This is a genomic window from Luteitalea sp., from assembly GCA_009377605.1.
Lineage (GTDB): Bacteria > Acidobacteriota > Vicinamibacteria > Vicinamibacterales > Vicinamibacteraceae > WHTT01.
Genome location: WHTT01000011.1, coordinates 100,197 through 108,273, shown reverse-complemented (window position 1 = coordinate 108,273; position 8,077 = coordinate 100,197). Strand labels below are relative to the sequence as shown.

The 8,077-nt window shown below is 62.0% G+C and carries 7 protein-coding genes and 1 pseudogene; 6 read left to right on the top strand and 2 right to left on the bottom strand.

The features are described 5' to 3' along the window. From GEV06_05765 to GEV06_05750, 4 genes are all read left to right on the top strand, one after another. Positions 1-208, top strand: a 208-nt coding sequence (locus GEV06_05765) for a hypothetical protein (protein MPZ17400.1), incomplete at its 5' end; no start/stop codon positions are given. A 292-nt stretch (positions 209-500) separates the two neighbouring features. Continuing rightward, positions 501-725, top strand: coding sequence for a DUF433 domain-containing protein (locus tag GEV06_05760; protein MPZ17399.1), 225 nt, complete (start codon positions 501-503; stop codon positions 723-725). Beyond that, positions 709-1,029, top strand: a complete 321-nt coding sequence (locus tag GEV06_05755; GenBank protein MPZ17398.1) for a hypothetical protein — start codon at positions 709-711, stop codon at positions 1,027-1,029. The genes GEV06_05760 and GEV06_05755 overlap by 17 nt, the downstream gene beginning before the upstream one ends. A 24-nt stretch (positions 1,030-1,053) precedes the next feature. Beyond that, positions 1,054-3,399 carry a DUF4062 domain-containing protein gene (locus tag GEV06_05750; GenBank protein ID MPZ17397.1) on the top strand — a complete coding sequence of 782 codons (2,346 nt, stop codon included), beginning with the start codon at positions 1,054-1,056 and terminating at the stop codon, positions 3,397-3,399. A gap of 846 nt (positions 3,400-4,245) precedes the next feature. Here the strand turns inward: GEV06_05750 and GEV06_05745 are convergent. Next, positions 4,246-4,452, bottom strand: a complete 207-nt coding sequence (locus tag GEV06_05745) for a hypothetical protein (protein MPZ17396.1) — start codon at positions 4,450-4,452, stop codon at positions 4,246-4,248. A gap of 23 nt (positions 4,453-4,475) precedes the next feature. Continuing rightward, positions 4,476-4,631: pseudogene (locus GEV06_05740) on the bottom strand (IS200/IS605 family transposase). 67 nt (positions 4,632-4,698) lie between these two features. Here GEV06_05740 and GEV06_05735 point away from each other — a divergent pair. Together GEV06_05735 and GEV06_05730 are read left to right on the top strand one after the other, a co-directional pair. Continuing rightward, positions 4,699-5,400, top strand: coding sequence for a hypothetical protein (locus GEV06_05735; GenBank protein MPZ17395.1), 702 nt, complete (start codon positions 4,699-4,701; stop codon positions 5,398-5,400). Positions 5,401-5,617: 217 nt separating this feature from the next. Beyond that, entirely contained in the window at positions 5,618-8,062 is a 2,445-nt protein-coding gene (locus GEV06_05730) for an FtsX-like permease family protein (protein MPZ17394.1), read from the top strand. Positions 8,063-8,077 lie beyond the last annotated feature (15 nt).

Genomic DNA, 8,077 nt, shown 5'->3' with positions numbered 1-8,077 from the left:
CGAGCTGCTCTTCAATCTGATCACTGATCGCTACGAGCGGCGGGCCACCGTGGTGACGACGAATCTCGCGTTTGCGGAATGGGTGACGGTCTTCGCGGGCGATGAGAAGCTGACGACGGCGTTACTCGACCGCCTCGCCCACCACGCCACCGTGATCACCACCAAGGGGACGAGCTATCGGATGCGAAAGCGGCGCGGCCCGGGCTAGCCGCGCGCGTCCGTAGTCAGGCGGCGTGCTCGGCCTGAAGAACGGCCGATCACGCCGCCTGGCCACGGACCATCAGCGCCCGGAGAAGAAGCAGCGTAGAATGAACATCCTTCAGGTGGATCACTTTCCGAGCGGCGGACTGGTCTAGTTTCCGAGCGGCGCCTCCAGCTCTCGAGCAGCAAAGCCGCGAACTCCGGCGGGGAACTTGACGACTTTCGGTACGCCGACACGGTTGATCGCATCCTGACCGCATAGGTGCGATAAACTGGGCCCAGAACCTCGGACGTCGAACATGAAGGGGAACGAGCCGGTCATTCATAGCGATCCGGAAATCATGGGCGGCACACCTGTGTTCGCCGGCACCCGTGTGCCGCTTACGACGCTACTCGACTATTTGGAAGCGGGCCAGCCGCTATCCGAGTTCCTTGAAGACTTCCCTACCGTGACCCGCGAGCGGGCCGTAGCAGCCCTGGAGCAGGCCAAGGAGGCGCTCCTCGCCCGTGCGCGTCCTGCTTGACGAGTGCCTCCCTCGTCGCCTCAAACGCGAGCTCGTCGGCCATCACGCGAGAACCGTGCCCGAGATGGGTTGGGCCGGCAAGACGAATGGCGAGCTGCTCGCGTTCGCTGCTGTAGACTTCGACGTTTTCGCGACCAGCGATCGAAACCTGTCGCACCAGCAGAATCTGCCAGCGTTCAACATCGCCGTAATCGTCTTGGTGGCGAAGAGCAATAGCATGAACGATCTACGACCACTGGTGCCGCGGGTCCTAGAGGTTCTCAAGACTCTAGCGCCACGCACAGTCGTCTTCGTGACTGCGTGAATCACCCGTCGCTTGAATTCCCCGATGCGTAATGTATTGACCGTTTTCATCGCCTCGCCCTCTGATTTGGCTCCCGAGCGACAGCGCGCTTTTGACGTGGTTGCCGACGTCAATGACGTATTGCGACCAACGAACTGGGCCATCGAGTTGTTGGGTTGGGAAGACACGCTTCCAGGGTACGGGCGTCCGCAAGCTCTGATTAATAGGGACGTCGAACGTTGTGACTTGTTTATTGGCGCGGTTTGGCGGCGATGGGGAACCGCACCTGCCACCGACTCCCTCTTCTCTTCTGGGCTCGAAGAAGAGTTCTCGATTGCGGTGAAGCGCCGTGACCGAACACCGTCTCCAGAAATCTGGGTGTTCTTTAAGAAGGTTGACCTCGCACAGATTGCCGACGCGGGAGCACAGCTGCAGCGCGTCATCGCTTTCAGGGAATCCCTCGTGGCGAGCAAGACGGTTCTCTTCAAGGAATTCGAAGACGTCGCCGCATGGGAGAAGATGCTGAGGACCTACCTAATTCGGCACGTACTCGACTTGAGCAGCGGCTCAACCAGATGGCCGCAGGGGCCATCCGAACCCGCCTCTGTCGTAGGGTCGAATGCTCCCTGTGAACCCTCGGGGACTGCTACTCCGGGTGCCGGTGACCAACTCGCGAAGCTCGCTCACTCGTTGGCCCCAGCGTTCGCGAGCGGGGATCTAGACGAAGTTGCCAAGTCGATCGACGATCCAGACGAGACCGCATTCCTTGCGGTTCGCGTGTTCCTGTTGTCCGTGGCTCTCGTGGCAGCGTCCCGAACGTCTGCCTCCCTGATGCCACCTCATGAATTGAATACTCTCTATCGCTACCGCGAGCGCCTGCTGGCCACAGACGATGAGATGTACGTCCTGTTTCGGACGCTCCTGGCTGACGAGTTCGATGTGAGTCCAGGATGGTTCTGGCTAAAAGATCTTGGCACGCGGGCGATTATCGTACGCTTGTTGAGTGTCATCGTCTACGACGACAATTCTGGAGCCAGAGCGACTAGTTTTTCCGTCCTGCGCGGGGCAGCCGTTCCCATCTTTCCTCAATTTCGTGAATCACTTCTCACCGAGACATTTCCGGCGCTTCCAGCGCAAGTTCACGATGAGGCTTGGGCGTACCTGGTCGATGTGGCCACAGCTGAAGACGTCAAGACTCTCGGTCGTGCCAGCGGAACGTGGCTCGAATCGCGCGTCGGCTGGCTGCAAGCCTGGCTCGACGCCGGTCGCGATTTAGATCAGTTCTTGCCTAAGAGCCCAGATCCACAGTTCTTATCTAACCCACTGAAACAGTTGATTGCCGAGAGCATTCCCAAGCTGTCGGACCCATCGCTGGGAGCCCTCAGCAGCATGCCAGTCACGGACTTGAGCGAGAAAGCCGCCGCGGAGATGGAAAGAAAGCGTCCCGGGCCCGCAAGCGGCGCAGCAGGACCGCGGCGCAGGCGCCGCCGTGCCAATTGGCCATCGCTGTTAAGCGTCGGTCCGTTGTTTGGCGGAAGTCCGGAGGCGCGAGACGCTGACGACGAGCGGTACGAGCGTCTCGGCCGACAGAGTAGTGATGAGCTGAAGCTTGCATTAGACTGGTACTCGCTTGATGGCCGCATCAGCTATCAGTTGCTAACGGAGCGCGGCGAGATCTCAAGAGAAGTCGTTCGAGCCGACATCAACCATGGGTTTCAGCGGATCCGTGAGTCGTCAGACGAACACTTGGAGAGTGTGTTTGGACCTGCGGCGGCCGCCAAGATAAGGCAAGACTTCGCTGAACTGCACGACTTTATCGCTAAACAGTCTATCGAGAAGGCCATCGCTGCACTGGCCCTCGACTCAACGCGGGATGATGTGGCTGTCGCGCGGCAACTGTTGACCAACGACAGGACGCGCAGTGCTGCTCTTGAGATCATCGCAGCCAACGGTGACGCCAGTGATGTTCAGCGGCTGCTGGAGATCGCGCGGACCAGTTTCGGTGACGACCGGATTACCGCTCTCAAAGGGATTCGTCGCCTGGCGTCGGACAGGCTTGCCACCGCGAAAGTCTTGATCGCGGCCGAAACCCGCGACATGCGTCGCGCTGCTCTCGCATTAGTGCGGGACGTTGACGATGCTGAGGTGGTGCGGTTCCTCAAGGAGTTGCTGTCACACGATGACGAAGAGGCTCGCCTCACGGCCGTGGCGTTATTGCGTATGCGGCTGGAGAACGCACAGCTTTTGGAACTCCTGCGGGACTATATCGGAAAAGGCACGTACTACTACAACGTCGTCACTTGGCTCGATCGCCTCTTGTACGCTCCAGAACCGATGTCCGGCTATTACGCAACGAAGCTCGATGGGGAGCTAAAGGAAGTCATGTCCTAGACTGACGCTGCTCCTGCTGATTTGGCCAGGACTGTGCCCACGCCGATCCATAGACGGCCAATTTCACCAACGTCGCACACGATGACCGCGGGGGCGATTCCCCGCATCCGATCGAGAAGGTGTGATTTCCGAGGACTCCGGCCGGCATGGTGATCGCGAGAAAAGCACCGCGGATGGCTCTGCAAGACCTCCATCCCGGTTCAAATCCGGCGGTGCCTCCAAGATTTCCGAAGAATTGACGCCTCTGCTCTCAGCCGGTCCTGCTGCGCCTTCTGAGCCTCCAGAAGCCGTTCGGGCGCGTCGGTGAATGGGAGCATGCGATACGCCTCAAACAGGGCGTCCCCTGCTTCCAGCTCGAAGGCGAAGAGTTGCAGTGGGAGCTTGCCGCGATCGACAGCCTCTAAGTGCCCGTTGTCTCAGACTGCAGTCGCTGATCGTGCTCGCGAGGATTGTCGCATGGGATGATCGCTACTGGGCGATGCGGGAATAATCCTTCGCGGTTTGACCCGAGCCGAGCCACACCCACCAAATGGCGCCACCGACCGACCAGGAGTCGCGTGATTATCGGGCTGGCTGGTTTTCGTGGCTGTGACGCATGGAATCGGTGGCGTATTCCGGCTGCTGGACTTATCGGCTACGGACAATCGCGGCATAATGACGCTGACCCTGACTTCCTGGGCGACACGGAAGAGGAGGTTAACCAACCCTGAGGTTTTCAACAAGCTCATATGTGGTTGAAGCCTGGCCGAAGACTTCACCGAACCCGCTCACTCAATCGAGCGCTCCGGTCGCTGCTTTGATGTCGCGAAGGATGAGGCATCGCTAACACGGTCGGCGTAGTACGCGTCACTCCGCGCGGAGCGCCACCATAGGATCGACGCGTGAAGCCCGTCTTGCAGGTAGGTAGGCTGCCAAACCAGCGATGACGATCAGCGTGGCCACAGCGGCACCGTGCGCCGCAAGATCTGACGGCGGGATACCGTAGAAGAGTGTCGCCATCGTGCGCGAGACAAGGAAAGCCGACGGGAGCCCAACGAGCAGACCGATCAGCACGAGCGCAAGCGCTTCGCGTAGGGTGCCACGGCATACTTCGGCGGAATTGCGATCAGCATGTGCACATGATCGGGCAGCAGGTGCCGCTCTTCAATCCGGCTCTCCTTTTGCGTCGCCAGCTTCGGGAAGACCTCGCCCAGGTACCGTCGCAATTCCGCATACAGCGATCCGCGGAGGCCGAGATAGCTCTACAATAGTGCGACGCGGTTCGAATCGGGCAGGCTGTGTCAATGAAAGGGGAGACGAATGAGCATTCGTGATTCGTGGGTGCACGGCAACAGCGTTCTGCTGGAGCGAGTGGGAGCACCGAACGCCCGAAGCAAGCGTACCGTGCGGAACGCCCTCAGGAACAACGTGAACATCGACGCAACCGGCGACATCATCCACCTGGGTGGCCACGGAGCCGCTGCATGCTTTCGCATCGGTTGGGCCTCACGGTTCGTGATCTTCGATTCCGGCACCGAAGACCAACAAAAGTCCGGCAATTTCTGGTGTCATTTTGCAATACCGACCGCGATTGCGCTGAATGCCGGACGACGTACGGTTGCGCGGGAGCTGTTCATCAACTACGAAACGACCGACAAGGACCGACTGGACATTCGGGCCACGCACATCTGGGATGGCAACCGGCGGATCTTTGCGAATAACCGGTTCGTCGCTCCCCGCCTCGGTGCTGACGGAGGTATCCGCGGCCACACCACTAATGCCAACAGCACGCCGACGACGGCGCCGACACGTCTGTCCACGCAGCGCCTGGTCCCCCGAGAGATCTACTTCGGCGTCACGGTGTCGTTGCTGATCGCGGCGGTCTCAGCCCGTGGCGATTTTCTCGAGATACGCAGCGTCGGCGTCCGCTTTGAAGATCCCTCCAACGTCGGCATAACCACGACCGTCGTCGGGGACCTGTCGACCATCAGGAAGACCGCCGTCAAGAAGAGCGGCAGGTAGTCCGTGGTGAAGAAGTAGTCGCGTCCGGCGCCCCAACTGCAGCCAACTCCCGGTCGAACAGCGCATGGACGCTCGGACCGATGAGGCGTAGTGTGTGAAGTTGCTAGCACACCACCTGTTCCTAGCTTTGATGCCAAACGGTACGCACACACCGCTTGCTATAGGACAATCGGAGCCACTATATTCGTCGCATCAGCCAGCATGACGAGAGACGCTTATGTCCGGAATTCTTGCAGATCTCCGCTACGCGCTCGCTGCTCTGCGACGGAGCCCTGGCTTCGCCGCGGTGGCCATCCTGACCCTGTCGCTGGGCATCGGCGCGAACACCGCCATCTTCAGCGTGATCAACGGCGTGCTCCTGCGTCCGCTGCCGTACGCCGAACCCAGCCGACTCCTCTCCGTGGCCAGCCAGTTCCCATCGCTCGGGTTCGATCGGTTCTGGATCTCACCGCCTGAGTTTCTCGAGCTTCGGGAGTGGAACCGCTCGTTCGAGAGTCTCGGCGGATATCGCACCGGCCTCGCGAGCGTCGGGGGCATCGAACGGCCGGTGCGTGTGACCTCGGCGGCCGCGACCGCTGACTTCTTTACCACGCTTGGTGTGCGGCCGCAGTTAGGGCGCACGTTCACGGAAGAAGAAGACCTGCCCGGTGGTCCGGACGTCACCGTGATCTCCGACGAGCTATGGCGCGCTGTGCTCGGCGGCGACCCGGCGGTCGTTGGACGGAGCATTCCCGTCAATGGGGAGAGCCGGGAGGTCGTCGGCGTCATGCCGCCTGGGTTCGACATCGACGATGCCGGTGTGCAGGTCTGGACGCCCGTGGCGCTCGATCCGGCGAATCGGGAGAACCGCGGTAGTCATTTTCTGAACGTCATCGCACGCATGCGCGACGGTGTCACCCTCGAGGGTGTGAGGGCCGAGCTCGGCTCGCTCATGGGGCGGTGGCAGGAGGAGTTTAGAGGCACACACGCGCCACACCCGGAGAACCACGCCGTGATTGCACACGGCCTGCAGGATGAGATGGTCGGAACCGTCCGGCCCGCACTGCTCCTGCTCCTCGGCGCCGTCGGGTTCGTACTGCTCATCGCCTGCGCCAACGTCGGCAATCTCCTGCTCGTGCGTGCAGAGTCACGCCAGAAGGAAATCGCGGTTCGCGCCGCGCTTGGCGCCGGGCGGTGGCGCCTCCTGCGGCCGTTTCTGACCGAGAGCCTCATGCTCGCCGCTGTGGGTGGAGGACTCGGCGTCTTGTTGGCCTGGGTAGGCCTTCGCGTGCTGCTCGCCACGAGCGGTGAGAGCATCCCGCGCCTTGATGAGATCACCGTGGACGGCAACGTCCTGGCTTTCACGGCCGCGGTGTCGGTGCTCACCGGTGTGCTGTTCGGCTTGGCGCCTCTCATGAATCTCTCCGCGCGTGTTGTCGCGATGTCCCTGCGCGAGGGTGGCCAGCGTGCCACCGCTGGCTCGGCGCGGCTGCGCGCACGGCGGCTGCTGGTGGTCTCCGAGATGGCGCTGGCCGTCGTGCTCCTCGTTGGCTCGGCGCTGATGCTGCGGAGCTTCTCTACGCTCTTACGCGTGGATCCGGGCTTCGACCCGAACAACCTGCTCACGTTTCGGCTGTTCCTGCCGGAGGCGACCTATCCGGATGGTGCATCCCAGGTCGCCTTCTACGATCGCCTCCGCGATCGCCTTGGCGGGCTCCCGGCCGTGAGCGGCGTTGCGGTCATGAGCGGGCTGCCGCCGCATCGCGACGTGAACGCGAACGACATGGAGCTCGAGGGCTATCATTATCAGCCCGCGTCCGGGATGGCGATTCCGAACGTGGACTACTGGCAGTTCGTCACGACCGACTATCTCGAGACCATGCGCATTCGGCTCGTGGACGGTCGGGCCTTCGGTCCCGCAGATGGTGCCGGGGGCGCGCCGGTTCTACTCATCAACGAGACCTTCGCACGCGTCTTCTATCCGGATCAAGACCCAATCGGACGACGGATCCGGCCGGACTCGGACGTGCCGTGGCTAACGGTCGTGGGCATCGTCAAGGACGTGAAGCAGGGAGGGCTCGAGGAAGAGACCGGCACCGAGATGTACTTCCACATCCCGCAGGCCGCGGCGTTTAGTATTCCGCGTAGCATGAACGTCGTGCTCCGCACGGCCTCGTCTCCGCTCGGCATGCTCCCTGCGGTCAGGCGAGAAGTGGCTCGGCTGGATGCAAGCCTGCCACTCGGTGATCCGCGCACACTCGAGGGCGTCGTCAGCGCCTCGGTCGCCGAGCCGCGCTTCCTCACGCTGCTACTCGGCATCTTCGCGGGTGTCGCGCTGGCGCTGGCAGCCGTGGGCACGTACGGTGTGATGTCGTACACCGTGACCGAGAGACGGCAGGAGATCGGGATCCGGATGGCCCTCGGGGCCGACGGCGGACGCGTGCTCGGCATGATTCTGCGCCAAGGGCTGACAGTGGCGATGGTTGGTCTCGTCCTCGGCGTCCTCGGAGCCTTCGCGTTGAGTCGTCTCCTCACGTCGCTGCTCTTCGAGGTGCCGCCGACCGACGGCACGGCCTACGTCAGCACGATCCTCGTCCTCGTGATGGTCGCCACGGCGGCATGTGTGATACCGGCCCTCCGCGCGATGCGCATGGAGCCAGCTCGGGTGCTGCGCCAGGAGTGATCGTTTACGGAGGGA

Bases quoted from the DNA above. Each gene is read 5' to 3' on its own strand.
- GEV06_05730 (MPZ17394.1), top strand. From the start codon at position 5,618: ATGTCCGGAATTCTTGCAGATCTCCGCTACGCGCTCGCTGCTCTGCGA.
- GEV06_05750 (MPZ17397.1), top strand. From the start codon at position 1,054: ATGCGTAATGTATTGACCGTTTTCATCGCCTCGCCCTCTGATTTGGCT.
- GEV06_05760 (MPZ17399.1), top strand. From the start codon at position 501: ATGAAGGGGAACGAGCCGGTCATTCATAGCGATCCGGAAATCATGGGC.
- GEV06_05735 (MPZ17395.1), top strand. From the start codon at position 4,699: ATGAGCATTCGTGATTCGTGGGTGCACGGCAACAGCGTTCTGCTGGAG.